The organism is Bartonella sp. CM120XJJH, assembly GCF_042194715.1.
Lineage (GTDB): Bacteria > Pseudomonadota > Alphaproteobacteria > Rhizobiales > Rhizobiaceae > Bartonella.
The window spans coordinates 46,187-72,997 of the sequence record NZ_JBHINE010000004.1; the positions used below are offsets into that span (position 1 = coordinate 46,187).

22 protein-coding genes are annotated in these 26,811 nt (G+C 37.1%); 10 read left to right on the plus strand and 12 right to left on the minus strand.

Going from position 1 to position 26,811, the window contains the following annotated elements:
- The first annotated feature begins 2 nt into the window (after nt 1–2).
- A complete protein-coding gene (locus tag ACFIKU_RS02835; RefSeq protein WP_375656622.1) occupies nt 3–1,049 on the plus strand; it encodes a sn-glycerol-3-phosphate import ATP-binding protein UgpC in 1,047 nt (348 codons plus the stop codon).
- Nucleotides 1,050–1,514: 465 nt separating this feature from the next.
- Here ACFIKU_RS02835 and ACFIKU_RS02840 read toward each other — a convergent pair whose 3' ends face one another.
- From ACFIKU_RS02840 to ACFIKU_RS02855, 4 genes are all read right to left on the minus strand, one after another.
- Nucleotides 1,515–1,652: a hypothetical protein gene (locus tag ACFIKU_RS02840; RefSeq protein ID WP_375641643.1), complete on the minus strand. Its 138-nt coding sequence runs from the start codon at nt 1,650–1,652 to the stop codon at nt 1,515–1,517.
- A 1,336-nt stretch (nt 1,653–2,988) separates the two neighbouring features.
- Nucleotides 2,989–3,906, minus strand: coding sequence for a metal ABC transporter solute-binding protein, Zn/Mn family (locus ACFIKU_RS02845; protein WP_375656623.1), 918 nt, complete (start codon nt 3,904–3,906; stop codon nt 2,989–2,991).
- Nucleotides 3,907–3,916: 10 nt separating this feature from the next.
- A complete protein-coding gene (locus tag ACFIKU_RS02850) occupies nt 3,917–4,786 on the minus strand; it encodes a metal ABC transporter permease (RefSeq protein ID WP_273790610.1) in 870 nt (289 codons plus the stop codon).
- Nucleotides 4,787–4,789: 3 nt separating this feature from the next.
- Nucleotides 4,790–5,542, minus strand: a complete 753-nt coding sequence (locus ACFIKU_RS02855; RefSeq protein WP_375656624.1) for an ABC transporter ATP-binding protein — start codon at nt 5,540–5,542, stop codon at nt 4,790–4,792.
- Between the two features lie 681 nt (nt 5,543–6,223).
- Here ACFIKU_RS02855 and nrdH point away from each other — a divergent pair.
- The 4 genes from nrdH to nrdF are packed head-to-tail and all read left to right on the plus strand — an operon-like array spanning nt 6,224 to nt 9,964.
- Nucleotides 6,224–6,448, plus strand: coding sequence for a glutaredoxin-like protein NrdH (gene nrdH, locus ACFIKU_RS02860; RefSeq protein ID WP_005774163.1), 225 nt, complete (start codon nt 6,224–6,226; stop codon nt 6,446–6,448).
- Nucleotides 6,448–6,846, plus strand: a complete 399-nt coding sequence (nrdI, locus tag ACFIKU_RS02865; protein WP_375636005.1) for a class Ib ribonucleoside-diphosphate reductase assembly flavoprotein NrdI — start codon at nt 6,448–6,450, stop codon at nt 6,844–6,846. Before nrdH ends, nrdI begins: the two co-directional genes overlap by 1 nt.
- Complete coding sequence (nrdE, locus tag ACFIKU_RS02870) at nt 6,828–8,978, plus strand: class 1b ribonucleoside-diphosphate reductase subunit alpha (RefSeq protein WP_375641640.1); 2,151 nt, start codon at nt 6,828–6,830, stop codon at nt 8,976–8,978. Before nrdI ends, nrdE begins: the two co-directional genes overlap by 19 nt.
- A gap of 11 nt (nt 8,979–8,989) precedes the next feature.
- Nucleotides 8,990–9,964: a class 1b ribonucleoside-diphosphate reductase subunit beta gene (gene nrdF / locus ACFIKU_RS02875; RefSeq protein WP_273722534.1), complete on the plus strand. Its 975-nt coding sequence runs from the start codon at nt 8,990–8,992 to the stop codon at nt 9,962–9,964.
- On the opposite strand, the gene prmC is transcribed toward nrdF, so the two are convergent.
- From prmC to secA, 4 genes are all read right to left on the minus strand, one after another.
- On the minus strand, nt 9,961–10,827 hold the full coding sequence (gene prmC, locus ACFIKU_RS02880; RefSeq protein WP_375656625.1) for a peptide chain release factor N(5)-glutamine methyltransferase: 867 nt from the start codon (nt 10,825–10,827) through the stop codon (nt 9,961–9,963). The two genes, nrdF and prmC, sit on opposite strands and share 4 nt — an antisense overlap.
- Complete coding sequence (prfA, locus tag ACFIKU_RS02885) at nt 10,824–11,900, minus strand: peptide chain release factor 1 (RefSeq protein ID WP_375656626.1); 1,077 nt, start codon at nt 11,898–11,900, stop codon at nt 10,824–10,826. The genes prmC and prfA overlap by 4 nt, the downstream gene beginning before the upstream one ends.
- A gap of 222 nt (nt 11,901–12,122) precedes the next feature.
- Nucleotides 12,123–12,614, minus strand: coding sequence for a Fur family transcriptional regulator (locus ACFIKU_RS02890; RefSeq protein ID WP_375641637.1), 492 nt, complete (start codon nt 12,612–12,614; stop codon nt 12,123–12,125).
- Entirely contained in the window at nt 12,553–15,270 is a 2,718-nt protein-coding gene (gene secA / locus ACFIKU_RS02895) for a preprotein translocase subunit SecA (protein ID WP_375656627.1), read from the minus strand. The genes ACFIKU_RS02890 and secA overlap by 62 nt, the downstream gene beginning before the upstream one ends.
- A 442-nt stretch (nt 15,271–15,712) precedes the next feature.
- On the opposite strand from secA, the gene ACFIKU_RS02900 reads away from it, so the two are divergent.
- The 3 genes from ACFIKU_RS02900 to mutT all read left to right on the plus strand — a co-directional run bounded on the left by ACFIKU_RS02900 (nt 15,713) and on the right by mutT (nt 18,569).
- Nucleotides 15,713–16,666 carry a peptidylprolyl isomerase gene (locus ACFIKU_RS02900; protein WP_375641635.1) on the plus strand — a complete coding sequence of 318 codons (954 nt, stop codon included), beginning with the start codon at nt 15,713–15,715 and terminating at the stop codon, nt 16,664–16,666.
- A gap of 131 nt (nt 16,667–16,797) precedes the next feature.
- The gene (argJ, locus tag ACFIKU_RS02905; RefSeq protein ID WP_375656628.1) at nt 16,798–18,030 is read left to right on the plus strand and encodes a bifunctional glutamate N-acetyltransferase/amino-acid acetyltransferase ArgJ; all 1,233 of its coding nucleotides are present in this window, start codon (nt 16,798–16,800) and stop codon (nt 18,028–18,030) included.
- Between the two features lie 125 nt (nt 18,031–18,155).
- Entirely contained in the window at nt 18,156–18,569 is a 414-nt protein-coding gene (mutT, locus tag ACFIKU_RS02910) for an 8-oxo-dGTP diphosphatase MutT (RefSeq protein ID WP_375656629.1), read from the plus strand.
- Between the two features lie 1,592 nt (nt 18,570–20,161).
- Here mutT and ACFIKU_RS02915 read toward each other — a convergent pair.
- From ACFIKU_RS02915 to ACFIKU_RS02930, 4 genes are all read right to left on the minus strand, one after another.
- Nucleotides 20,162–21,025, minus strand: a complete 864-nt coding sequence (locus ACFIKU_RS02915; RefSeq protein ID WP_375641632.1) for an NlpC/P60 family protein — start codon at nt 21,023–21,025, stop codon at nt 20,162–20,164.
- Nucleotides 21,026–21,184: 159 nt separating this feature from the next.
- A complete protein-coding gene (locus tag ACFIKU_RS02920) occupies nt 21,185–22,558 on the minus strand; it encodes a M17 family metallopeptidase (RefSeq protein WP_375641631.1) in 1,374 nt (457 codons plus the stop codon).
- A gap of 13 nt (nt 22,559–22,571) precedes the next feature.
- Entirely contained in the window at nt 22,572–23,570 is a 999-nt protein-coding gene (gene coaA, locus ACFIKU_RS02925; protein WP_273722543.1) for a type I pantothenate kinase, read from the minus strand.
- A 121-nt stretch (nt 23,571–23,691) separates the two neighbouring features.
- Complete coding sequence (locus ACFIKU_RS02930) at nt 23,692–24,681, minus strand: asparaginase (protein WP_375656630.1); 990 nt, start codon at nt 24,679–24,681, stop codon at nt 23,692–23,694.
- A 220-nt stretch (nt 24,682–24,901) separates the two neighbouring features.
- Between ACFIKU_RS02930 and hslV the strand changes: the two genes are divergently transcribed.
- Both hslV and hslU read left to right on the plus strand, forming a co-directional pair.
- Complete coding sequence (hslV, locus tag ACFIKU_RS02935; protein ID WP_375641628.1) at nt 24,902–25,483, plus strand: ATP-dependent protease subunit HslV; 582 nt, start codon at nt 24,902–24,904, stop codon at nt 25,481–25,483.
- On the plus strand, nt 25,484–26,794 hold the full coding sequence (gene hslU, locus ACFIKU_RS02940; RefSeq protein WP_375656631.1) for an ATP-dependent protease ATPase subunit HslU: 1,311 nt from the start codon (nt 25,484–25,486) through the stop codon (nt 26,792–26,794).
- The last annotated feature ends 17 nt before the right edge of the window (nt 26,795–26,811 follow it).

Below are 26,811 nucleotides of genomic sequence, written 5' to 3' on the forward strand. Positions count from 1 at the left end.
TTGTGGCCATAATCCAGTTATCAAATATAAAAAAACGGTATGACAACGGCATTCTGGTCATTGATGATTTAAACTTAACTGTTGCCGATAAAGAACTTCTTGTTCTTGTCGGTCCTTCAGGGTGCGGAAAATCAACCTTATTGCGTATTATAGCAGGACTTGAACAAGTTACCTCAGGTGAATTATGTATTGATAACGAACGTATCAATGATCGTGAACCAGCTGATCGTGATATTGCAATGGTTTTTCAAAATTATGCTCTTTATCCCCATATGACAGTTCGTGGAAACTTAGAATATGGTCTTAAAAATCGTAAAACCCCTAAAGAAGAAATTAAAAAACGCATCGCACATGCTGCAAAGCTTTTGGAGATAGAACCATTTCTTGATCGTAAACCACGACAATTATCAGGAGGACAACGTCAGCGTGTTGCAATGGGGCGTGTGATTGTACGTCAACCCCGTGTTTTTCTCTTTGATGAACCTCTTTCAAATCTTGATGCAAAATTACGGGCGCAAATGTGTATTGAAATAAAAACACTACAGCGTTCATTAGGAACAACGAGCCTCTATGTTACCCATGATCAACTAGAAGCTATGACATTAGCTGATAGAATAGTCGTTTTGAATAAAGGAGCTATCGAGCAAATTGGAACACCAATGGAAATTTACGACACTCCAGCAACAACATTTGTTGCTGATTTTATTGGTTCTCCTCCTATGAATTTTCTTGATCGCCATGTCTTAGAACAACATTTAGGGCATTCATTTTCTTACGGCGAAGAAACTGATCTTTTAGCATTCAGACCTGAAATAATCTTATTGGGCGAACATCCAGATAAAGGACCTGTTTTTCACACAAAAATTGAGCTTATCAAGCCTATTGGAACAGGTTGCCATGTTTTAACGCGTTGGAATAATATCATCTTTACGATTGAAATAAAAGAACGCTTGACACACGACTATGGGCAAAAACTAAGTTTCACTGTCGCTCATCAGAATTTTCATACTTTTAACAAAAACACTGGAAAGCGCACAAATAATAAGTAAGCATTAATTGATGTGACACGACTTTCTTTTATGTTGCGTCATGATAATGTTGCGTTTCGATTTTCTCGATTACATTTACAAAATCAGATTGTAACCGATGGGATTAAAAATAAAATTTTAAAAGTTTTGGTAATGATCCATTGTCCCATGGCGCTGAGAATGTCAAAACATTTATATGAACAAAATGTGCATTTTCAGGGTCTGTGAGAAGAATATTATTTTCAAACCTCAAACATAATAAAATCATTTTCATTATAAAAAAATATCAATATAAAATAACCATTTATTAACCATATTTTCTCATTTATAATTTTTTTATAAAAAACAATATATTATCATATGTTCCTTGATGTAATAATTTATGTAACTTATAAAAAGTAAATGAGAGAAATAGAGGGAAACAATAATTCACAGATAAGGGAGGATGCGCCCCATATCCTAGCTTTGTTTCCTAACATAAGAAGTCTATTTGAGCCACAAAATACGACGCTGTTCTAAATAGTCTGTACGAGAATAGGCACATTCTATTTTACCGCTGACCATATGATCTAAAATGCTTTCAGAGCTCCTATAAGAAGCATTTGTTTTTTCTACCAATAACATAAATTAGAGAGAAACCTATGTGCGCATACTGCAAGTTTATTTTTTACTCATGTAAATCACTATGCAATTCTCAGCGAGGGTATCCAATCAGTTGCAAAAGAAATCACTGAGAGATAGAAGACGCGCTTGTTTTACAATTTTCATTATTTTTAATGATAAAAGCAAATGAAACACATCTGTAACATTTCATTGATCATTCTATATTTTTGAATTTAAAATTGCCTATAGATCATCCTTAAACAGATCTTTATGAATATAACATAAGGGATTGGTGCGAACACCTATAAGAATCAGCAGGGACAAAGACAGTTATATTGTTGTTTTGCAAAGCATTTTATAAAAGCTGGTATATTTTTTAAATATATTGCCAGTCTATTAATGGTTTTATGATATTGCTTTCTTATAAAGCGCGTGCTTTTTTGTTGCTTATAAATCAACCTAAACTTTATATAGCAGTATGTTTGAGACAAATATGAAGACGGTTCAGTGCTGTATTCAGTTGTGTATGCCAGAGTAGAATGAGCTTATCTGCTTGTGTAATTTCTAAAATGAGGGGACTGCTTAATTTAGGGGAATATGAAAGCATCAAGATAAAAAATAGATTCTATCTCTAGCATCATCTTTTAATTTAGTATTGCGATTTTCAAAAATATCTGAGCCAATGTCTCTTACATAATGGAGATTACGCATTGCCGAACACATTTTTTATTACGTTCTTTGAATAGAGTTGCATCTCTCATACAAAACAGAACACCTAAACAGAAGGCTATTAGGTTGCCAATTCACGCACTTGTTTAAAAATATCTTGTAAGGTTGTTCCAACTATTTTCTCACGCAGTCGTTTATGAGTAGTATAATATAAAATCCATAGTGTATCTCCATCTTTATGCTTATAAAATGCAAGCTTGGGTCATCATCGTACTCTCTGCCAGTTTCCAACATTGCAACAATTATTGTGTTGGACTCGTCATAAGGGGTATTTTTTTCAAGTTTTTTTATTCATACATTAATTTTACTTGCATGTTATAAATGGAGTTGGGTAGATAAAAATACTTTAAGAAAGAGACCCAAAATGCTTCTTATGAATCGTTTCAAGTGTTGAGAGTTATTGTAAAAGAAGCGTTGGAAATAGAATGATGTCGCTGACGATCTGGGCACCATGAGGCAATAAATTCACTTACTTTATCTATCTTAGCATTTATTGAGTATAAATTTCTCTTTAAAAGTAACTTTATTTCATATCAATGTTATCAATTATAGATATTGGGTATCATTAGTAACATAATCATAGACTTAGGATTTTATGAACTCTTTTTTATCTCTTTTGTAGAAGATCTTAATGTTTTGTGATGGCATCAATGATGGTATTCACATTATGTTCCATCATATCGAGATAAGTTGCTGCAGGGCCATTTTTGTTTGACAATGCATCAGAATAAAGTGTCCCACCAATTTTTAAACCTGTTTCTTTTGCAATCTGTTTTATGAGACGGGGGTTAGAGATATTTTCAACGAATAGTGCAGCTGCTTTATTCGCTTTAATTTGTTTGATAAGTTTAGCAACATCGGCTGCGGTTGCTTCAGCTTCTGTTGAAGCACTTTGAGGGGCAAGGATAGTAAAACCATATTCCTCGGCAAAATAGCCAAAGGCATCATGAGATGTGATAATGATACGTTTATCTTTAGGAATAGTAGCAATTTTTGTTTTCAGGGTATCTTGTGCTATTTCAAGTTTTTTGATGTAGGTTTCGGCATTTTTTTTGTAGCTGGTGCAGGATTGTGGATCGATTTTACAAAAAGCAGCAGCGATATTCTTTACATAGATTTTGACATTGGGAATTGTTTGCCAAGCGTGTGGATCAATAACGCTGTGGTGGTGATGGGCATTATGTTCTTGATTTTTCATTTTAAGGGAGGGAATGTTAGCGCTAACTTCGACAAGAAGTGCTTTTGTACCGCTTGCTGTAATGAGGCGATCAATGAATCCTTCTAAATGAAGTCCGTTGATGAAAATAATTTGAGCATTTCTAAGAGCTTGAGCATCATGGGGGGTAGGTTCATAAGTGTGGGTATTCGCATTGGGACCGACAAAAGTGGTCATAGAGATATGGTTATCTCCTACATTTTTTACGAGATCTGCAAGAATAGAAAAGCTCGCAACAACTTTGATTTTATTGTGTGCAGAAGCAGAAAATGGAGAAAGGGCAAGCAATAAAGCTCCAAGAAAAACAATTGTTTGAGCAAACTTAGGCACATTTTTTTCCTTAAAGTGAGGAGGTATAAAAGAGGTGGGGAAACCATGTTACAATAAAGCCACGTGGACTTATTAAGCAGGAAACAAGATAAATAAATCCTGCAGCAATGATGATAGCAGGGCCGGAGGGAAGTGAAAGATGAAAAGAAAGCAGGAGACCACATACGCTAGAAATGATTCCAAAAAGAGTGGAAAGCGCGCAAATAGGGCCTAGCCGTGAAAACCAAAAACGGGCTGTAATAGCTGGAATCATCATAATGCCAACGGAAAGTAATGTTCCTAGTGACTGAAAGCCTCCAACCAGATTCAACACCACAAGTCCAAGCAATGAAATATGAATATATTTACTCAATGGAGAGAGTGATTTAAAAAAGAGGGGGTCAAAGCTTTCTAAAACGAGTGCACGCCAAAAAATACAAAGACTGCATAGTGTAATCAGCATTATAGTAGTGATTAACCAGAGGGCTTGTGCATCAAGTGCAAGAACCGATCCGAATAAGAGATGAAGCAGCTCAATTGTTGAATCTTTTAGTGAGATAATAATGACACCTGCCGCGAGTGCAATAAGATAAAAAACAGTCATGGATGCATCTTCTTTCTGAAAGCTATTTCGTGAAATTAAAATGGTTGCTAAAGCAACAATAATACCAGCGAAGATGCCACCAAGTGTCATAGATATGAGGGAAAAGCCACAAATCAGAAAAGCAGTTGCAACACCAGGAAGAATGGCATGAGAGATAGCATCTCCTGTCAAGCTCATTCCACGGAGCATTAAAAATACACCAACAGGACAAGCGCTAATAGACAGAAAAATAGAACCGATAAGGGCGTTTTGCATAAATTGGAAATCAACAAAGGGGGCAAGAAAAAATGCATACACGTCTTATAACCTAAGAAAGAGAGGATCATTGATGGGAAGATTTTGTTTTTGTGCGCTAATAGGGAAAGAATTGGATGTGAGAAGTGGCATAACGTGATGAATGGCGTTGTTTAAAAACTGTGTTGTTTCTCCATAAAAGGCGTTTTGTTGATCAATTTGAATCATTTGGGGGAAAAATTCTTGCACGATGAGAGGGTTATGGAGTGCGGTGAGAACTGTGCGTCCTTGCTGTTGCCAGTATGTGATCAGTGCAAGAAGGTCTTTTTGGGTATTATTATCTACACCATTGAAAGGTTCATCAAGCAAAATAATATTGGCATCTTGCACAATGATACGTGCAAAAAGAGCGCGTTGTAATTGCCCGCCTGATAATGTTTCAAGCGAACGGGGTGCGAGTTCTGTAAGTCCAACCATTTTAAGCGCATTTTGAATCTTAGAATCATAAGGGCGCTGGTTTTTCCATAATCCACAAAAAGACCACAGTCCTGTTTTTACAAGCGTTTTCACATCAATTGGAAATGTTTTATCTACATCACATTGCTGAGCAAGATAAGCAATGCGGCTTTTTTTTGGTTTTGTAATTTTTCCCTTAAGAGGCTTAAGCAATCCGGCGATGGCTTTTAGCAATGTTGATTTTCCTGCGCCATTATCACCTGTTATTGCGACCAATGAACCAGCTTTTAACTTTGCTGAAAAGTTCTTTATTGCTACCCTATTCCCATAACCTAATGTTGTCTTATTGAAGTGCAGATCCATATTCTTTACCATCGTTGCTTATTAGTTTGGAAACTATGTAATAATATAACGTTTGTCAATAAAATGTTATATTATTACATAGTTTTTGAGGACTGAAAATTTTAGTGGGAAGATCGTGGAAAATTAAAAATAATAATTGGATTCACCTTGACGAAAGAGAGAGAGTATATACTATATATAGTATCAAAATGATTGGTGATTCTAAATAAGCACAAGAGAGGGTGTTAGTGTGTTTCGTTTGGTATCTAAGTTATTTCCATTATTGTAAAGAGTTTACTGGCCAAAGGCATAGCAGTATTTTTACTGAAGGATCTCTTTTAGAAGGATTTCCTTTCGTTTTTGTAATTGATTTTTGCCGTAAAAGAGCAAACAGAGCTCTTGAAAAACGGTAGTTTAGAACGTGAGTTTTTTAGACAGCAGGAGGGAATTGTTTGCCAAGCAAAAGATTGTTTATAACTAGGGGGCTTTGCCATTTAAGTTGTAGAATAATCGCTTATTCTCATCATAGTCTTTGACGTTATTTGATGAGGAATTTTGTTATGTTCAGGAAGTTGCGTACTATTTGAAAATAACCACATGTTTTGCGTACAATTTCTGTTTTTTTGTTATTCTTGAGTACCTATAAAATTATTAGATTAACCGTGTAGGGTTGATTGTTTGGAATTGTGAAAGTTGAAGAAAATGTCGATCACTATTTATAGTAAACCATCTTGTGTCCAATGTGATGCTACACGCCGCGCTTTTGATGCAAAAGGCATTCATTATCGTGTTGTTGATATTTCTTGTGATGAACAAGCATACAGTTTTGTTCAATCTCTGGGGTATCGTCAGGTTCCTGTCGTTGTTTGTGGTGAAAATCATTGGTCTGGTTTTAGACCAGATATGATTAGTGGTCTTTGTGCTTAATGGGGCTTATTGTTTATTATTCGAGTGCAACGGGTAATACAGAACATTTTGTCTCGCAACTTGGTCAACGACTCTTCAAAATTGATAAAAGAAAGCCTTCTGCATTGGTTGGTGAACCTTATGTACTGGTTGTTCCTACATATGCAGATGGTGAGGGAAGAGGGGCAGTGCCGAAAGCTGTTATCCATTTTCTTAATGAAGCTGAGAATCGAAAATTAATTCGTGGTGTCATTGGTGGTGGGAATCGTAATTTTGGTTGCTATTATAATTTAGCAAGTAAAATCATTGCTGAAAAATGTTGTGTACCTTGCCTTTATCGTTTTGAGCTGCGTGGAACTGATGAAGACGTTATTTATGTAAAAAAGGGATTGGAAAGATTTTGGAAACAATTGGTATAGGACAATCGCAGAAACCGGATCAGATTACTGATTATCATGCGCTGAATGCAATGCTTAATCTTTATGATGAAAATGGTCATATTCAATTTGATATGGATCGGCTTGCCGCACGGCAGTATTTCCTTCAGCATGTTAATCAAAATACAGTTTTTTTTCATAACCTGAAGGAAAAAATAGATTACTTAATAGAAGAAGGTTATTATGAAAAAGCTTTATTTGAGCTTTATGATTTTTCTTTTATAAAAAAACTTTTTAAACGTGCTTATGCATTTAAGTTTCGTTTTCCTACCTTTTTAGGCGCATTTAAGTATTATACCAGCTATACACTGAAGACTTTTGATGGGAAACGTTATCTTGAACGTTATGAAGATCGCGTCTGTCTTGTAGCTTTATATTTGGCACAAGGGAATAAAGCTCTTGCTGAAAATTTTGTGGATGAAATTATTACAGGACGTTTTCAACCGGCAACCCCGACATTTTTAAATGCTGGGAAAAAACAACGTGGTGAATTGGTTTCGTGTTTTTTGCTACGTGTTGAAGATAATATGGAATCGATAGGTCGTGCGGTTAATTCGGCTTTGCAGCTTTCAAAACGTGGTGGAGGTGTGGCGCTTTGTTTAACCAATTTGCGGGAAGCTGGGGCACCAATTAAGCAAATAGAAAATCAGTCCTCAGGTGTCTTACCGGTGATGAAACTCTTAGAAGATTCTTTTTCTTACGCCAATCAGCTTGGGGCACGGCAGGGGGCTGGGGCTGTTTATTTGCATGCCCATCATTTAGATATTATGAAGTTTTTGGATACAAAGCGTGAAAATGCTGATGAAAAAGTTAGAATCAAAACGCTTTCCCTTGGTGTCGTCATTCCTGATATTACTTTTGAGCTTGCACGGAATAATGAGGATATGTACCTCTTCTCGTCTTATGATATCGAGCGTGTGACAGGTAAGCCCTTTAGCGATATTTCTTTAACGGAGCATTATCGTTCTTTTGTTGATAATGCAAAAATTCGTAAAAAGAAAATAAGTGCACGCGTTTTTTTTCAGACATTAGCGGAAATTCAATTTGAGTCGGGTTATCCCTATATTTTATTTGAGGATACTGCTAATCGATCGAATCCGATAGCTGGGCGCATAAGTATGAGCAATTTATGTTCAGAAATTTTGCAGGTGAGTGAGGCGAGTGAACTGGAGACAGATTTAACTTATCGCACGATTGGAAGTGATATATCTTGTAATCTTGGATCCATGAATATTGCCAAAGCAATGGAAAGTCCTGATTTCGGACAGACCGTGGAATCTGCTGTTCGTGCTCTTACTGCGGTTTCAGATATGAGCAATATTGCCTGTGTGCCTTCCATTGCGAAAGGCAATGCTGAAAGTCATGCGATTGGTTTGGGACAAATGAATTTGCATGGGTTTCTAGCACGTGAGCAAATCTATTATGGGTCTCCAGAAGCGATTGATTTTACTAATATCTATTTTTATATTGTGACATATCACGCTATACGGGCTTCCAATTTGATTGCACGTGAACGTCAAGAAATGTTTGCAGGGTTTGAAAAATCAGCTTATGCAGATGGATGTTTTTTCGAAAAATATATTGAAAAAGAATGGAAACCACAATTTGCGCTTGTGCAAGAGCTTTTTGCACGGAACAATATTGTTATCCCAGATCAAAAGGATTGGCAGGAACTCAAAAAATTAGTTATTGAGTATGGGCTTTATAACCGCAATTTGCAGGCAGTTCCACCTACGGGATCTATTTCCTATATTAATCATGCTACTTCTTCTATTCATCCAATTGCTTCAAAAATTGAAATTCGCAAAGAGGGAAAAATTGGGCGGGTTTATTATCCCGCTCCTTATATGGATAATACGAATTTGAATTTTTACCAAGATGCTTATGAGATTGGTCCTGAAAAAATTATAGATACCTATGCTGCTGCAACACAGCATGTTGATCAAGGTCTTTCATTAACATTATTTTTTCCTGATACCGCTACCACACGTGATATTAACCGCGCACAAATTTATGCCTGGAAAAAGGGTATAAAGAGTATTTACTATGTACGATTACGGCAAGTAGCATTAAGTGGAACAGAAGTTGATGGCTGTGTTTCGTGTAGTTTATAGGAGATCATCATATGACAAAGATTACAACCAAAAATCCTGTTGTGTGCGCTGTTAATTGGAATAGATTACATGATGAGAAAGATCTTGAAGTATGGAACCGCTTAACTGGGAATTTTTGGTTACCTGAGAAGGTACCACTTTCCAATGATATTCCTTCATGGTCAAGCTTAACGGATGAAGAACGTAAACTCACAATTCGTGTTTTTACAGGATTAACGCTTCTAGATACAATTCAAAACACCGTAGGAGCCATTTCGCTTCTGGCTGATGCGATAACAGAGCATGAGGAGGCAGTTTTGACGAATATTGCCTTCATGGAAGCGGTTCATGCACGTTCTTATTCCTCTATTTTTTCAACCCTTTGTTCGACGGTAGAAGTTGATGATGCGTTTAGATGGTCAGAAGAAAATATTCATTTGCAGAAAAAGGCTAGATTAGTACTTGAGCGTTATGAAGCAAATGATCCACTGAAGAAAAAAATTGCTTCGACTTTGCTGGAAAGCTTTTTATTTTATTCTGGTTTTTATTTGCCCATGTATTGGGCCAGTCGCGCTAAGTTGACCAATACAGCAGATCTCATTCGATTAATCATTCGTGATGAAGCAGTCCATGGTTATTATATAGGTTATAAATTCCAATTGGGCTTTGCAAAGCTTGATGAAGCCAAAAGACAAGAAATTAAAGATTTTGCTTTTAACCTGCTCTTTGACCTTTATAACATCGAATGCAAATATACTGAAGATCTTTATGATGCGCTTGGATTAACAGAAGATGTTAAAATTTTTCTTCATTATAATGCTAATAAGGCTTTAATGAATTTAGGTTTTGAAGCTCTTTTCCCCCCTGAGGTTTGTCGTGTTAATCCTGCTATTTTGGCAGCGTTATCACCAAACTCTGATGAAAACCATGACTTTTTTTCAGGGGCAGGTTCTTCTTATGTCATTGGCAAGGCAGTTGCTACCACGGATGATGATTGGGAATTTTAATGTTTGCATGCAAATAGAAGTGCGCGGGGTATTCCACTCAGATCTTTGCGCATTTCTAAACATTGAAAACCATTTTTTTCAAACAAATTACAGACTTCATTTTCTTGAGAGAAACCAATTTCAACAGCGACATAGCCGTTTTCTTTTAAGTAGTCGGCTGCTTCATGGGCGAGTTTTCGATAAAAATCAAGTCCATCTTCCCCTCCTATCAGAGCGCGCAATGGGTCATGTAAGCGCACTTCTTTTGCAAGTTTTTTGATATCTTTTGTGGGAATATAAGGTGGATTGGAAACAATGAAATCAAAGGGACCTGTGACAGAATCAAACCAATCGCTAAGAAGAGGTGTGAAGCGGTGTTCTACTTCAGCATTTTTTGCATTTTTTTTCGCTGTATTAAGGGCATCTTCAGAAATATCGACCGCCACCGCATAGGATTGGGGAATTTGTTTAAGGAGTGCAATGGCAATGGCACCACTTCCTGTCCCCATATCAAGGAATGTTGTTTTTCTCGAATTTTCGACCTGTTTTTTGAGAAAAGGGAGAACAAGATCGATGAGCGTTTCTGTATCCTGACGGGGTTCTAACGTCTCTTGAGACAATGCGAAAGATATGCCATAAAATTCTCTCATCTCTATAATACGGTAGACGGGTTCGCCTGCAATACGCCGTTGTACAGCCTGTTCTATTTGTATAATATGCTCAGAAGACAGATGCATATCTGGTTTAGAAATTCGTTCAGCAGCATTTATTCCTGTTATCCATTCAACAAGTATTTTCGCATCGAGATCGGCTTCCAAAATTCCTTTCGTACGCAATTTTTCTCGCGTTTGTTGGATGACGTTCTTGAAAGAATATTTGCTCAATTATTATCCATTTCCATCAGCTGTGTTGTTTGATAATCTGAGATGAGTGCATGAAGAAGCTCATCAAGATCTCCCTCTAGAATGCGATCAAGCTTATACAAGGTTAGATTAATACGGTGATCCGTGACGCGTCCTTGTGGAAAATTATAGGTACGAATACGTTCTGAACGATCGCCAGAACCAACTTGGCTTTTACGAGAAGCTGAACGTTCACTTTCCGCTTTTTGTCGTTCGATATCGAATAAGCGTGCTCGTAAAATTTGAAGGGCTCGCGCTCGGTTTTGATGTTGTGATTTTTCTGCTTGTACGACCATAATTCCTGTTGGAATATGCGTGATACGAACAGCTGAATCTGTTGTATTAACATGCTGTCCTCCTGCTCCAGATGCACGCATTGTGTCAATACGAATATCCTCAGGACGAATATCAATATCAATTTCTTCAGCCTCTGGAAGCACAGCAACGGTAGAAGCAGATGTATGGATACGTCCACCTGTCTCTGTTTCAGGGATGCGTTGCACACGATGAACCCCTGATTCATATTTCAATTTAGAAAAGACACCTTTTCCTGAGATGGTAGCAATAATCTCTTTATATCCGCCAACTTCCCCCTCACTGAGTGAAATAACTTCTACTTTCCAATTGTGAGCATGGGCATAACGTTCATACATGCGGAAAAGATCACCGGAAAAAAGTGCTGCTTCTGATCCACCCGTTCCTGCTCGAATTTCAACAATAGCGTTTTTTTCATCAGCAACATCTTTAGGCAAAAGCAAAATCTGGAGTTCTTTTTCAAATTGCTCTACTTTTTTATATAACGATGGTAGCTCTTCTTGGGCAAGATTACGCATCTCTATATCTGTTTGTTTATCGTTGATAATCGTTTCTAATTCTGTAATCTCTCTGTAAAGAGCATTTAATGCGCGTATAGAGGCAATAACAGGTTGTAGTTCTGCATATTCAGAAGCTAATTTGACATATGTTTCAGCATTTGGATTAGTCGTCATTTGGCTTTCAATTATTTCAAAGCGCTTTTCAAGCTGTCTCATACGATCTTGTGGCAAAGAAACCATGATAATATTGGCCTAATTTTTCATAATACAATTTTTATAATATTTTGTGGCAATGATTTTTTGTTATAATATTGGCAATGAATTACCGTATAGCATCATACAAAAAGGGGTGATAAAGCAATTCTTTTTTTTTGCCAATGAAAACTATTATATTTTAAAGGTAAATTTTTATAAAATTTGATTTGCCTGAGGTGTTTTATCTCATAATATATGGTCAATTTTTTAAGAGTTTTTTTTTCCGTAAAGTTCAAGGCGGTGATGAATAATATCATAACCAAGAGATTTTGCAATTTCCTCTTGCAGCTTTTCAATAACATCAGAATGAAATTCGATAACTTGTCCTGTTTCTATATCAATGAGATGATCATGATGTTGCCCATCTGCTTGCTCAAAACGAGATGGACCACCGCTAAAGCTATGGCGATGAATTGTTCCATTTCCTTCTAATATTTTCATGGTTCGATAAACAGTTGAGAGTGAAATATTCGAATCTATTTTGTTTGCACGCTGAAAAATTTCAAATGCATTGGGATGGTCATTTGTATCAGTCAAAATATCAAGAATAACTCGTCGTTGACGTGTTACTCTTAAACCAGCTGTGCGCAATTCTTGCTCATAATTTCGCTTTTTATTCATTTTCATAGTTTGCTTTTCAAACAAAGGCTCCATGACAGTGTTTGTATTTTTTCTCTGAACCGCAAGGACAACGCTCATTACGTCCAACTTTTCCCCATGTCGTTATATCGTTAGGGTCACGATCTTGTGGATTAACAAATCTATTTTCTTGTGATCGTGCCCATAAAGTGGGAGCATTTTCTTGACTTTGATCATTAAAGACAGAAGAAGAAGCATCAGTTTGCTCAGGCATGGTCGGTTCTGTTGGTTGTTGAATGATTTCAAAGCGCATAAGCTTAGAAGTGACAATTCGGCGCAAATTTTTCAACATACTTTGAAAGAGTTCAAATGATTCTGTCTTATATTCATTGAGTGGATCTCGCTGCGCATAACCACGAAAACCAACAACAGAACGTAAATGGTCTAAACTTACCAGATGTTCACGCCATAACGTGTCAATAGTTTCGAGCAATACTGCTTTGTGAAAATAAGCCATAACTTCTGGGGAATAGCGCTCAGTACGCTCATTTTCAAGTTTTGTAACAGCATCTGATACACGCTCTAAAATTTGCTCCTCGGCAATTCCATCTTCTTTTGCCCATTCTTCCACTGGAAGCTCAAGATTAAAGAGTTGTCGAAGCTCTTCTTCGAGAGTTTTTACATCCCATTTTTCAGAATATGTCCCTGATGGGATATAAGCCTCTACGAGATCCTCTACGACTTCATTGCGCATTTCAAGGATCATTTCTGACAAATCATCTGCGTTCATGACCTCCATACGCTGTTCAAAAATAACCTTGCGTTGATCATTCATGACATCATCATATTTTAGCAGATTTTTACGAATTTCAAAGTTTCGTGCTTCGACCTTTTTTTGTGCTTTTTCAAGGGCTTTATTAATCCATGGATGGATAATAGCTTCATTTTCTTTCAATCCAAGTTTTTGCAGCATACTATCCATACGGTTGGAGCCAAAGATACGCATAAGATCATCTTGAAGAGAGAGAAAGAATTTTGAGCGACCCGGATCGCCTTGGCGACCAGAGCGTCCACGAAGCTGGTTATCAATACGACGGCTTTCATGACGTTCAGTAGCGATAACGTAAAGCCCTCCAGCCGCTAAAGCTTTGTCTTTAAGCTTCTGAACATCTTTTTTTATTTCTTCAATTTTAGCTGTCCGCTCTGGACCTTCGGGGATATCCTGTAACTCTTGTCGGATGCGCATTTCAACGTTACCACCAAGCTGTATATCCGTACCGCGTCCTGCCATGTTGGTTGCGATGGTGAGAGCTCTAGGAACTCCTGCTTGCGCAATGATGTATGCTTCTTGTTCGTGATAGCGAGCATTTAAGACTCTAAAATCGGTAATGCCTTCTTTTCGCAAACGCTCTGCCAATTGTTCTGACTTCTCAATAGAGGTTGTTCCAACAAGAATAGGCTGTTCTTTTTCGTGTGCTTGACGGATATCACGCACAATCGCCCGATATTTCTCTTCTGCTGTTCGATAAATCTCATCATCTTCATCAATACGTTGTATTGGCAAATTTGTAGGGACTTCAACAACGTCAAGACCATAAATATTTCTGAATTCTTCGGCTTCTGTTGTTGCAGTTCCAGTCATGCCAGATAATTTTCTATACATACGGAAATAATTTTGGAAAGTGATGGAAGCAAGTGTCTGGTTTTCTGGTTGAATAGCAACATGCTCTTTAGCTTCTAACGCTTGATGAAGTCCTTCAGAATAACGCCGCCCAGGCATCATTCGCCCTGTAAATTCGTCAATGATAACGATTTCATCATTGCGAACAATGTAATCTTTATCGCGAGCAAACAGTTTATGAGCTTTTAGAGCATTATTGACATGATGAACGATAGCGACATTTTCTATGTCATAAAGACTTTCACCTTTAAGATGCCCAGCTTGTTCGAGCATTTTTTCAATTTTTTCAGTACCAACTTCGGTAAAGGTCGTTGTTTTTTGTTTTTCGTCTATTTCATAGTCTTCTGGAGTTAAGGCAGGAATAAATGTATCAATAAGGTTATAGAAGTCAGTACGATCTTCTAGAGGACCAGAAATAATAAGGGGTGTACGGGCTTCATCAATAAGAATCGAATCAACTTCATCAACAATTGCGTAATGATGTCCACGTTGGACCATTTGACTATGATCGAAGGCCATATTATCACGCAAATAATCAAAACCTAGTTCATTATTTGTGGCATAGGTGATGTCGCATGCATAGGCCTCTCGGCGGGCATCACTATCAAGATCATGAAGAATCACGCCTGTTGTAAGCCCTAGAAAACTAAAAATTTTGCCCATTGTTTCAGCATCACGACTGGCGAGATAATCGTTTACTGTCACAACATGAACGCCTTTACCTTCTAATGCATTGAGATAAATTGGCAGAGTTGCCATTAATGTTTTACCTTCACCAGTACGCATTTCAGCTATGCCGCAGTCGTGAAGGACCATTCCACCAATAAGTTGTACGTCAAAAGGACGCATGTCATAAACACGTTTTGCGGCTTCACGAACAGTTGCGAAAGCTTCTGGTAAGAGCAAATCAACACTTTCACCTTCACTAAGACGTTTACGAAAGGCATCTGTTTTTTGGCAAAGCTGCTCATCACTTAATTTTACAAATTGTTCTTCCAAAGCATTAATTTGTACAACTTTTTGGCGGAGTGCTTTGAGACGTCGCTCATGAGCTGAACCAAAAAACTTACGGGCAAAAACACCTAAACTGACCATCTCTGGCCCTTTCTTTTAATTGTTGTCACTCTTGTTGAGTAATTCATACGCTCTCCCCATACTCTACATTTTCTTCAAGTTATTTGATATCATTAGAGACATCATGAAATCACGAAATGCAGATGGTACCATTATACTTTCTGGTGTGCAATTTTTCACTTTAATTGTAAAGTAGAGATAAGAGGCTAAGCGCCTTATGTCAACTTTAGGTATGCTATTTAACTGGTACAATACAAAGTAATTTAAGATACAATACGTCATTTTTTTCTATTATTATGTTTTTCATCTGCATTAGATAGGATTGGAGAGACTGAGATAAAAGGACAATTTTATGCTTTTTTAAAATAAATTACTAATTTATTTCTCTATGTTTAAAGATTAAAGTGTTATGGTAAAGAAAATTGGAATCTTGAACCTGCCTTCATTTTTAAGGAGTATATTTATGAAATTTAACTTTATTACGCTTTTTTTAGCATCAACTTTATTGGCAAGTACAAGTTTAGGGGTGAGAGCCCAAGAAGGTTTGAATTCATCGTCGAATGATTTAAAGACTTTGGAGAAAGCTTCTGAAAAAGCCGTTTCTCCTTCTCATGTTATGGCGGTCATTGATGGAAAAAATATTACAGCAGGCCAATTGGATGATTTAGCGCTTGAAATAAATCCTAATTTAGCACGTTTCCCTGATGAGCAACGCCGTATGATGGTTCTAAAAGCTTATTTAGATATGCAGGCACTTGCAAAAGCAGCAAGAAGCAAAGGTCTTGATAAGACAGAAGCTTACGATAAGCGTATGGCAGTCATGCGTGACAATGTTCTTCAACAGCTTTATTTTAAACAGGCAATTGTTGACAAAATATCGGATACTGATTTGGAAGCCCTTTATAAGCAAGAAGTTGCTGCTTTACCTAAAGAGGATGAGGTTAAAGCGCGTCATATTTTGGTCAAAACGAGAAAAGAAGCAGAAGCTATCATTAAGCATTTAAATAAAGGCGAAAATTTTGAAGAGATTGCAAAGAAAAGTTCAACAGATGGTTCTGCTGCCGTTGGGGGTGATCTTGGTTATTTTAGCCATGGTCAAATGGTCAAGCCTTTTGAAGATGCTGCATTTGGTTTGAAAATTGGCGAATACACTAAACAACCCGTTGAAAGTCCTTTTGGTTGGCATATTATTAAATTAGAAGATCGTCGTGTAAAACAACCGCCTGCATTTGATGATGTTAAAGAGATGTTGCGTACACAGCTTATAAAAAAGCGCTATCAAGAACTGATTGTTGATTTGCGTAGCAAGATAGATGTGAAATATCCTGATCCTAATGTTGCAAAAATCATGGAGTCACTTCATCAAAATGGAACGCTACTTCCCGATGAGACATCTGATGAAGAAGATACGGAATAGCTAGGAAAAATAAGTGGATAGCCTCTTTAATAGATAATTTGTTAGGTTAGGTTTGTTCAAAAAGCCTAGCAGTTTTCTATGAGAGGTTATTGATCTGCAGTCATTTCATTTGTTTTTATAGAAAGCATATTGTGGTTTTAAAAAATTCTCCTTTGATGCCTCAAAAGATCCAGAAGCTTTCTCCCTTATCTGGTGTACGGATAGCGACAGCTGAAGCTGGGATTAAATACAAAGATCGTACAGATCTTCTTTTCATCATATTCGATAAGCCAGTGAGTGTGGCCGGTGTTTTTACTCGTTCAAAATGTCCATCTGCCCCTGTAGAGCATTGTCGTGCATCGCTTCCTCATGGGGTTGCGAGGGGTGTTGTTGTGAATTCTGGAAATGCAAATGCTTTTACAGGAAGCAAAGGAAAGCACACAACCAATGCAATCATCTGTGCAGCAGCGAACGCTTTAAAGGTTAGAGAAGATGAAATTTTTATAGCCTCTACGGGTGTTATTGGTGAGCCAATGGATGCATCGGGTATTGTCAATCTTTTACCAAGTATGGTAGAGACAGCAGAAGAGGGAAATTGGTTGGAGGCTGCAAAAGCCATAATGACAACGGACACATTTCCAAAACTTGCGACGCGCACTTTTGACTGTGGGGGAGAGTGTGTTACCATTAATGGAATTGCAAAAGGTGCTGGTATGATTGCACCCGATATGGCGACGATGCTATCGTTTGTGGTTAGTGATGCTGCTATTTCTTCGGATGCACTCCAATCTATGTTATCAGAGGCAGTTGAGGGGTCTTTTAATTCAATTACTGTTGATAGTGATACCTCAACTTCAGATACGCTTATGTTGTTTGCGACAGGAAAAGAACATTTTCCATGTCTTACAAGTAAATCTGATCCGCGTTATGGGGTTTTTGTGAAACAATTGAGTGCACTTCTACATGAACTTGCACTACAAATTGTTTGCGATGGTGAAGGTGCTCGTCATTTAATTGAGGTTAATGTGATGGGCGCTACAACAAACAATGCAGCGAAAACGATTGCTTTATCAATTGCAAATTCACCGCTTGTAAAAACAGCTATTGCTGGTGAAGATGCGAATTGGGGGCGGGTCGTTATGGCAGTTGGGAAGGCTGGTGTTGAAGTCGATCGTGATCTATTGACGATTTGGTTTGGTGAGCATCGTGTGGCTGTAAATGGCGTACGAGATCCTGAATATTGTGAAGAGGCAATAGGTACTTATATGCAAGGTAAACACATCACAATTCGTGTTGATATCGGTTTGGGTAAGGGCACGGCGACGGTTTGGTCTTGCGATTTAACAAAAGAGTACGTTATGATCAATAGCGATTACAGAAGTTAATGGATGCACTTTATATTTAACAGCTTATTATTTTTCAGAGAAAATAGGGTATGTGAGTTCTTTTAGGAACAGAGGGGATATGATAGAAAAGACAGTTATCTTTATGTTCCCTATTGGGGAGTGATATGTGTATAAAAAGTTCCATTCTTCTTGTTGTTGCATGCGCATTGTTCGATCAGAATAATCGTGTTTTGCTTACACAGCGTCCTGAAGGAAAATCACTGGCTGGTTTATGGGAGTTTCCTGGTGGCAAGGTTGAGCAAGGTGAAACTCCGGAAGAATCATTGATTCGTGAACTAGAGGAAGAGCTTGGTATTTATGTTCAACCAAATAATTTACACCCTTTAACATTTGCAAGTCATAGCTATAAAACATTTCATCTCTTGATGCCATTGTATCTTTGTGACCATTATGAGGGCGTTGCGCAAGGACGAGAGGGCCAAAACTTAGAATGGGTTTTTATTGGTTATCTTGATAAATATCCGATGCCTGATGCTGATAAACCATTGGTTAAGGTATTGAAAAATCATCTTCTTTAATGTGTTATAAGTAGGAAATATTGTTTAAATACAATTCAAGATATTGATTTAAAATGATAATTTATAATTTTTATGTTGAATGGAAAGGCCTAAAGACGTAAATTTTTTTCATTTCAAATGTGTTTTATGTTAAATTAATCAAGACCATTCTTTTGCACATTCCAAGCGGGGAAAGTTATGTGGATAAAAATTATTTAAGAAAGAAATAAAATACGTGCTGAAAGAACACTTTCCAATAGTCAAGGGGCATCGTAACATTGAGAATTGCCAAAGTGTGTAATGATGTCTTTTCACGATTCATAAGCATAAAGTAATGATAGATAATGTATGTTATACTTTCCACGCGTATCATTGTGAGATGGGTTTGGATGCACTGAGAGATATCGGGAGTATTTATTTTGTTGAGATATCGATAATAGAAAAAATTTCAAAAAATTCTTAAAAAAATGCTTTGTGTTTGTTGTTAGAGATTATTTTACATGATCAAAGGTTCAATCATCATTGTAATACATGATTATATAATAACATATTGTTTTATAATTATAAATTTCCTTTTATTTTTCTTGATGCTATACGATTTGTCAATCAAAAAAATGTTCAATAACGTGCGAATAAAAGAGTGGTATGTAATTTAAACAACAATTTTAAAACAAATAAAACATACGGTTAATGAATTATTAAATATAAAAGAAAAACATGAACAGAAGGCTTCTTCAGGGAATTATGTATTATACATTCTATGGTATGAGAGATGAAGAAAAAAGCTACCTAAGTAAGTATATAAAAGAGAAATATATTATTTTTTATATTAAAAAAACATAAAACTGAATGGAAAAGAAATGATAAAGCTGCGTAATAATTTCTATTTCTATTTTTTTTTGAAAAGAATACGCTTATTTCTCTATTGGTTTGTAATAAAGGTATTTGAAACAGTGAAATATGATAATATCAAGAATTCTGATTCAAATTATGTAATACGATTTATGATTGCTATATGATATTTTAGAATGTTATTGAGTAAGCCGGTTGAAGAGTTTTCTCAGTATTTAAAGGTAGGCGAATATTAATAAAGATTTCTAAATGAATATGAACTTTACGAGAAAAGATCAAAAAATGTCGCTTTTGATTGAGAGAGGTACGTTCTTTACGTAATATAGAACGGCATTGTGTTGCATATTCATGAGCTTATTTAAAAGAGGCATCTCGAAACGCTCCAAAGTCCATTTCGTGCCGGTACTAGTGAATAGTATAACGTTAAAGCCCCCATGGAAATAATGTAAAATCTATTGAGAGCCCTGTCTTTACGCTTATGAAGGAGTAAGCCGGTCGCAATGTTACGATAGTTCTTGGCATTTGAGAGCATTCAGATGGGATATTTTTTTTCGTAATCATTTTTACTTATACATCAATTCCGTTTGTGATGAACAAGCAAGAAAATTTGATTGCTTCAACATAAAAACAGATTTGAAATGAGAGAATTTTAAGATATTTAGAATGCTTGACACAGAATGAATAATGGATAATTATCCTTATAAATCAATTTATTATATAACAAAAATATTCAATTAATTATTTTTTATAGGAGGCATGTATTAAGTTTCTTGAATTGGACGGCGTTTTGCGATGGGATATTGATTTTTTTTAGCGATACGGGTAATTGCTTCTTCCAAGGGCTCGATCATAACGTCCATAGAAAAACCATTTGCGTGAATAATATTTGCGTGATCAACCATAATAGCAACATGATCTTTCCAAAAAATTAAATCGCCTCGTTGAAGTTTATCAGTATCTGTAAGAGGACTGCCTATAGTTTCTTGCTGCATATCTGTGTCACGTAAAACTATTTGATCGGTCATCATCATAGAGAGCTGAATGAGTCCCGAACAATCAATTCCAAAACCGCTGACACCACCCCAAAGATAAGGTGTACGGATAAAGGTTTCTGCAACTGTGACATAATCTTCATATACACGTCCAATGGGGCTGAGATGGCTCGTAATAATTGCTGTTCCATTTTCAAGAATAGAATACATTGTGTCACGGACTTCAATTTCATCAACAACACTGACTTTGCTTCCCATAGATAACGGAGACACTATTGGTCCACGTAAGTCGGCGTGTAAATATTTAAATGTACGTGGTACTGAAACTACATGCGTTTGTTTTACAGTTGATGTACAAAGGGCTGTTGTATCAATATAACCAACATAACCATCTTTGAGTGATTGCCCCCACGACATCGTTTCGCCTTCTTCAAAAATGAGAAGTTCTTCTCCCAATAAGCATTCTGTTTGTCTTTCACTTTTTTTGCTACTTTCTTTAAAAAGTCCAGCAATCGCTGTATTAACACGTCTTTTTTCACCTTGAACAAAGCGCTGAGCTATAACTTCTGTTTCAAGGCGTTGGTCCGCTAGATCATCTCTGAATGCGTAAAGCCTTGGGTCTTTAGAGATCATCTTTTTTCTTTTCATTTTGTTACTTCTTACCTTTTAACCAAACTTATGAAAATTGTATTAGTAAGGTTTTTATTATCAAATAAAACTAAGAACACCGTTTCAGACGATAGCAATTGTTCTTTAAGCTGCAAAATTGTTTATCTTTGTGGATATTGTGTGTCAAACTTCATTTTTAAAAATATTATAAAGGGCACGAATAGTTTGTGCTGATCCACCAATAGGATATCCTGGTTTTTCTTTTGGAACCCATCCATAAAGGTCAAAATGTGCAAAATGTTCAGCTTTTTCAACAAAAGAATTAAGAAATAAAGCAGCCGTTATAGAGCCAGCAAAGCTATTTCCAGTTACATTGTTAAGATCAGCAATTGGTGATGATAACATCTCTTGATAAGGTTTCCAAAGGGGCATTTGCCAAAGAGGATCAAAAACAGTGTGAGCAGATTCAGAAATTTTTTGTGCCCATATTGAATCATTACAATAAAATGCGGGAAGATCTGGTCCTAATGCTATACGCGCTGCCCCTGTTAAAGTAGCCATACAAAGCATGAATTGTGGACTTTCTTCATCACCATAGGCGAGCGCATCGGCAAGGACAAGTCGCCCTTCAGCATCTGTATTACCTACTTCAACACTTAAGCCTTTACGACTTTTGAGAATATCACTTGGTCGGTAAGCATTGGCAGAAATTGCATTTTCTACAGCTGGAATCAAAACACGTAGACGGAAAGGCAATTTGGCATCCATGATAAGCTTAGCTAATCCCAAAACGTTTGCTCCACCCCCCATGTCTTTTTTCATAAGCAACATGTTATTGGCTGATTTAATATCGAGTCCTCCCGTATCAAAAGTTACTCCTTTGCCTACCAACGTTATTTTAGGATGATGTTCTTGCCCCCAATGTAATTCAATCAGTCGTGGTGAAGTACTGCCTGCTCGTCCTACGGCATGAATCATTGGAAAGTTATGGGTTAAGAGAGCATCTCCACAAATACTTTGGACATGAGCACCATAAGTTTTTCCTAGTTTTCGTGCTTCTTTTTCGAGAGCATCAGGGGTCATATCATTGGCTGGAATATTGATGAGATCACGGACGAAAAAGACAGCTTCATAAATTCGTTGGAGTTCATTAAGATCAACGGCCTCATTGACATGGATGGATAATGATTTGAAAGAAGAATTTTGACGATAGCGATTAAATTGATAGCTACCGAATGCTAATCCAAGATAAGCATTTATTTCATCAGAGGTTGTACCTTCTAAATGCCATTGACCAGCAGGAAGTTTTTGAGCAAGCAGTCCTGTAATAAAGGGATCGTTACCATTGCCAACTCCAAATAAAACTTTTTTTAAATGCCCAGTTTCATGAGGAACAAAGAGTATTTGTCCTGCTTTACCAGTAAAGTCATTAACTTTTATCCATGCTGTTGTTGACGCATCAAGTGATAGGTTGGCAAGAGTTCTTTGGTTTACCAAGATGATAGGGCAACTGTTATCGATACGCGTTGAGGTAAAATGAACGTGATAGTGCTGCATAGTTATGAGTTCCTTATAGTCGTCTAAGTGCGACATACTCGACCAAATGATTTTTTCCTTTTCGTAGAATGAGATTGGATCGTGGTCGTGTTGGCAATATATTTTCTTGTAAATTTTTTAAATTGATTGTTTGCCAAAGATCCTCAGCGATTTTTGAGGCTTCTTTTTCACTGAGCAGAGCATAACGATGAAAATAGGATTCAGGATTTTGAAAAGCTGTTTTACGCAAACGTTTAAAGCGCTCCAAATACCAGTGACGAATGACTTCTGTTTCAGCATCGACATAGATTGAAAAATCAAAAAAATCTGATACGAAAGGAATAGCTTTCCCATCTTTAGGAAGATCACTGACCTGTAATACATTAATACCTTCAATAATTAAAATATCAGGACGATCAATGGTAATTGTCTGATTTTCTAGAACATCATAGGTCATATGTGAGTAAAGCGGTGCACGAACATTTCCGATACCTGCTTTTATAGCCGAAAGAAAGCACAGCAATTTTTTAATGTCATAGGAATCAGGAAATCCTTTACGATTCATACGATTTTTTTGCTGTAAGATTGTGTTAGGGTAGAGAAAACCATCCGTTGTGATCAGATCAACTTTAAGGCTGGATGTCCATCTTTTCAATAGTTCTTGAAGAATGCGAGCTGTGGTTGATTTTCCTACTGCTACAGAACCAGCAATTCCAATAATAAAGGGCGTTTTTCTACTCTCTTCTTGATGGAGAAACTGCTGACGTTTGTGAAAAAGTTCCTGTACTGCTTCAACATGGCATGATAACAGACGCGATAAAGAAAGATAAATCCGTTGGACTTCTTTAAGATCGATAGGATCATCAATAGAGCGTAAACGCTTAATTTCATCAAAAGTCAAAGTAAGAGGTGTGTCTGCACGAAACTCTGACCATTCTTGTGCAGTAAAAACACGATAGGGCGAATATCGGTCAGAAACGGATTTAACCAGATTATCTTCCTGATTAATTTTTTGTATAGTCGTATCAATCATTTGTATTGGTCGAGAATTTTTTGCCGCAGCAATCGATTAAAAGTAGACAGATGAGCGGCTTGATTTTCAAATAAGTTTTGTTTTGCATGCTCTCTTCTTTAAGATAATAGATCATTTTTCATTAACTTATAGTCCAGTCATTCCAGTCCGCACGGATTTGTGCTAATGAGTGCCCTTGTGCTAAAAAAGCCCATAAAAGTAGACGCGCTTTTACGGCTGACAAATAACCAGACATGAGAGCACCGGAAGCAATCATATCGATTTCTGAGCCTTTATAGCCATAAGTTATACGAGTTGTTGATCCATTACAACAACGACTAGCAATAATGATTGGTATTTTTTGTGCATATTGTTGTACAAGGTCTGCTTCTTGAAAACTACAGTGTCCTGCACCAAAACCAGCAATAACAACTCCAGCATAATACCCACTTTCGAGGCATAGTTTCATTAATTGTGCACCAGATGATAAAGAGGAATAGAGGAGTGCAATTTGATGATCGTGGTTTTGGGGAAGATCAAACGTTGTCGGAAAAAGTTTTTGATCATTGAAATAAATAAGTTTTTCCTCTAAAATAGTTCCTAAAATACCTGCAAGACCTGATTGAAATGTTTCGACTTTGACGGTATGGCTTTTATAGAGCCAATAAGGTGAATGAATTGCATCATTTATAACAACGAGAACGCCCCTGTTACGACTTTGTGTGGCTGCTGCGACACGAGTGGCTGCTAAAATGTTAGCGGGGCCGTCCGCACCTGCTTCATGAGGCATGCGCATAGCGCCGGTTATGATGAGTGGTTCAGCTTCCTTCCAATAAAGAGAAAGAAAAAAAGCTGTTTCTTCTAGAGTATCAGTCCCTTGTGTTAAAACAATACCTTCTGCACCAGCTTTTATTTGTTGTTTTGCCCACTCGATTATTTCAAAAAGAATTTGAAACGATAAAGATCCACTTGGTATTTGCGTTAATGTTTGTGCATGAATATCAGCAACGTTATTTAAATCAGGAACACTTTTTATGAGGTTATCTGAAGTTAAAGTCGGTTGCATGTGACCAAAACGATCAGCAGTCATTGCAATTGTTCCACCTAAGGTTCCTATGGCTATTTTTTTCATAATTTTCCTCTAAAAGGCACAAACTGTTTATATAAAGCTATTTAGCAGTAATTTACATTGACAACAATGATATCATTTTTCCATTTTCAACAAATTGAGTTATGCTGAATCATTGTGTTTTGTTGTATATGTTCTTAAATAGGACAATAGTAATTGAGTTTTACATTGTATGAAAAGAAATCAATATTAAAAAGTAAAGTTAATATTAAGGAGTTTCCTTATGACAGAACATAAGCCAGACATAATGTATGGTACAACAATTATTACGGTACGAAAAGGTGGCAAAGTCGTGATGGCCGGTGATGGTCAGGTCTCTCTTGGACAGACAATTATGAAAGGCAATGCACGTAAAGTGCGTCGTCTTGGAAAGAACGGAGTGGTTATTGCTGGTTTTGCAGGTGCTACGGCAGATGCTTTCACATTACTGGAAAGATTGGAAACAAAGCTTGAGCAGTATCCTGATCAGCTTATGCGTGCATGTGTCGAACTTGCAAAAGATTGGCGAACAGATCGCTATTTGCGTCGTCTCGAAGCAATGATGCTCGTGGCTGATAAGAAAGTAACTTTGGCTCTAACAGGGCTTGGTGATGTTTTAGAACCAGAAGATGGGGTTATGGCAATTGGCTCTGGAGGAAATTTTGCTCTTTCAGCAGCACGTGCACTTATGGATTTAGATTTGGATGCAGAAACTATTGCTCGTAAAGCTATGGCTATTGCCGCTAAAATTTGTGTTTACACCAATGATCATTTTACGATTGAAACATTGGATACAGAATTATCTTCTTTAGAGAAAGCTATTTAAATGTGTGTTGTATTTTCCCCTCGTGAGACTGTTTCTGAACTTGATCGTTTTATTATTGGCCAAAATGATGCCAAACGCTCTGTAGCTATTGCACTGCGCAATCGGTGGCGTAGACAACAACTTGATGAGCCGATGCGTGAAGAAGTTATGCCAAAAAATATTTTAATGATAGGGCCAACAGGTGTTGGTAAAACTGGTATTGCACGTCGCTTAGCAAAACTTTCTGGAGCACCCTTCGTTAAAGTAGAAGCGACTAAATTTACTGAAGTTGGTTATGTGGGACGTGATGTTGAGCAAATTATTCGAGACCTTGTTGAAATTTCTATTTCTCTTGTGCGTGAAAAGAAACGGGATGAAATAAAAGAAAAGGCTCACGTGAATGCTGAAGAGCGCGTTTTAGACTCCCTTGTTGGTAAAACAGCCAGCCCCGCTACCCGTGATAGTTTTCGCAAAAAATTGCGTGAAGGTGAATTGGATGAGAAAGAGATTGAAATTGAAGTCGCCGATAATAATAGCAATAGTGCTTCAACCTTTGATATTCCTGGGATGCCTGGGGCACAAATGGGTATTATGAATTTATCAGATATTTTGGGCAAAATGGGCAGTCGTACAAAAGTCCGTAAGACAACAGTAAGGGATGCTTTTAAGCCGCTCATTGATGATGAATCTGAAAAACTCCTTGATCAGGAGCAAATTATTCAAGAAGCGCTTCGTGTTGCTGAAAATGACGGGATTGTTTTTATTGACGAGATTGATAAAATTGCAACTAGAGATGGTGGAGTTAGTGCTGCGGTTTCGCGTGAGGGCGTTCAACGTGATCTTTTGCCTTTGGTTGAAGGAACAACGGTTAGTACAAAATATGGGCAAATCAAAACAGATCATATTCTTTTTATTGCCTCAGGTGCATTTCATGTTTCTAAGCCATCTGATTTATTACCGGAACTTCAAGGACGTTTGCCCATCCGTGTAGAGCTCAACCCTTTAACAAGAGAAGATTTACGGCGCATTCTAACAGAACCAGAAGCTAGTTTGATTAAGCAATATATTGCTCTTATGGCAACAGAAGAGGTTCATTTGGAAATTACTGATGATGCAATTGATGCTTTAGCAGATATTGCTGTAGATTTAAATGCAAGGATTGAAAATATAGGGGCACGTCGTTTGCAAACAGTGATGGAGCGCGTTTTGGATGAAATTTCTTTCACGGCACCTGATAAAGCTGGAACATCGTTTACAATTGATGCCGATTATGTGAGAAAATCTATTGGCGAGCTTGCTGCTGATATCGATCTTTCACGTTTTATTCTTTGAAAGTTATCGCTTGTTTT

Bases quoted from the DNA above. Each gene is read 5' to 3' on its own strand.
- ACFIKU_RS02840 (WP_375641643.1), bottom strand. From the start codon at position 1,652: ATGTTATTGGTAGAAAAAACAAATGCTTCTTATAGGAGCTCTGAAAGC.
- ACFIKU_RS02855 (WP_375656624.1), bottom strand. From the start codon at position 5,542: ATGGATCTGCACTTCAATAAGACAACATTAGGTTATGGGAATAGGGTA.
- nrdH (WP_005774163.1), top strand. From the start codon at position 6,224: ATGTCGATCACTATTTATAGTAAACCATCTTGTGTCCAATGTGATGCT.
- nrdI (WP_375636005.1), top strand. From the start codon at position 6,448: ATGGGGCTTATTGTTTATTATTCGAGTGCAACGGGTAATACAGAACAT.
- nrdF (WP_273722534.1), top strand. From the start codon at position 8,990: ATGACAAAGATTACAACCAAAAATCCTGTTGTGTGCGCTGTTAATTGG.
- prfA (WP_375656626.1), bottom strand. From the start codon at position 11,900: ATGGTTTCTTTGCCACAAGATCGTATGAGACAGCTTGAAAAGCGCTTT.
- ACFIKU_RS02890 (WP_375641637.1), bottom strand. From the start codon at position 12,614: ATGAGCGTTGTCCTTGCGGTTCAGAGAAAAAATACAAACACTGTCATG.
- secA (WP_375656627.1), bottom strand. From the start codon at position 15,270: ATGGTCAGTTTAGGTGTTTTTGCCCGTAAGTTTTTTGGTTCAGCTCAT.
- ACFIKU_RS02900 (WP_375641635.1), top strand. From the start codon at position 15,713: ATGAAATTTAACTTTATTACGCTTTTTTTAGCATCAACTTTATTGGCA.
- mutT (WP_375656629.1), top strand. From the start codon at position 18,156: ATGTGTATAAAAAGTTCCATTCTTCTTGTTGTTGCATGCGCATTGTTC.
- ACFIKU_RS02915 (WP_375641632.1), bottom strand. From the start codon at position 21,025: ATGATCTCTAAAGACCCAAGGCTTTACGCATTCAGAGATGATCTAGCG.
- ACFIKU_RS02920 (WP_375641631.1), bottom strand. From the start codon at position 22,558: ATGCAGCACTATCACGTTCATTTTACCTCAACGCGTATCGATAACAGT.
- coaA (WP_273722543.1), bottom strand. From the start codon at position 23,570: ATGATTGATACGACTATACAAAAAATTAATCAGGAAGATAATCTGGTT.
- ACFIKU_RS02930 (WP_375656630.1), bottom strand. From the start codon at position 24,681: ATGAAAAAAATAGCCATAGGAACCTTAGGTGGAACAATTGCAATGACT.
- hslV (WP_375641628.1), top strand. From the start codon at position 24,902: ATGACAGAACATAAGCCAGACATAATGTATGGTACAACAATTATTACG.
- hslU (WP_375656631.1), top strand. From the start codon at position 25,484: ATGTGTGTTGTATTTTCCCCTCGTGAGACTGTTTCTGAACTTGATCGT.